This window comes from Methanosarcina spelaei, assembly GCF_002287235.1.
Lineage (GTDB): Archaea > Halobacteriota > Methanosarcinia > Methanosarcinales > Methanosarcinaceae > Methanosarcina > Methanosarcina spelaei.
In genome coordinates this window covers 1-945 of the sequence record NZ_LMVP01000325.1, presented here as the reverse complement: position 1 = coordinate 945, position 945 = coordinate 1, and the positions used below count along the sequence as shown (strand labels likewise).

The following is a 945-nucleotide window of genomic DNA, read 5'->3' as shown; positions in this document are numbered from 1 at the left end:
GGTAAATACCTTCATATCTCGAGCATTTCCAACTATTACAGGTAGATGCTTTATCAAAGAATCATAAATAGGAACCCAGAAATCACTTGTTGACTCACATGCAACAACATTACATTTTTCGGATATTACCCAATTTTTAAGGGCTAAAATTCCTTCGTCATCTCTGTTGAAACGTTGCTGTTGTTTTCCACCAGATCGACTGATAATTGTAGCAATGAAAAAGATTTTGTGAATGTCTAGACCACAAGCTTTGTTTATGACTTCAATCATATAACATCACCCAATTTATTTGGGCAGTCGAATTGCCTAAAAGGCCAATTTAGCATCCGTGATCAAAGTCACATTTGAGCCTTCGATGGCAATTCACTGATTAGTTTTCTGACGGTTTTGAAAAACCAAAATAAGGACAACCTTACTGCCCAAGGTAATAAGGGCTTAATAGTCAAAAAAGAGGGCGTAGAGTACTTTCATTGATTTGTGCATGTTATTCGAAGAATTTCATGTACGTTTTCAGTTCAGATCTTATGGTTGTATTCTCCTTTGATAGAGTTCAATACTTATAATTTACTTGTTACTTCTTAGAATTCAAATTCCAGTAAAAAATAAAAGGGAAAATCCATAAAATGCGTCTAGTGTCGAGTCAAACACAAAATGTCGTATAAAATCGAGTGAAGTTATTAGGGATCATTGAATTCTTGATAATTGACTTGACACTAGATACTTAGGAATTACAAAGATATAAATTCAAATATTTTCATTGCCTAAAGATAATTCTGTTTTAACTGATACAAACCATAAAGGAATTTATTTGAATGCTACGCAAAAAATATCCGGAAGAAACAGAAAAGCAAATGAAATCATTTTTTGATTCTTTGAATGAGAGAGACAGAAGGAGATATGCAGCCATAGAAGCAATTAAGTTAGGTCATGGTGGACAAAAGTATA

1 pseudogene is annotated in these 945 nt (G+C 33.2%); it reads right to left on the bottom strand.

Annotated features, from left to right (window positions below):
• Positions 1–270: pseudogene (locus ASJ81_RS13790) on the bottom strand (IS110 family transposase); the annotation flags it as partial.
• Positions 271–945: the final 675 nt, after the last annotated feature.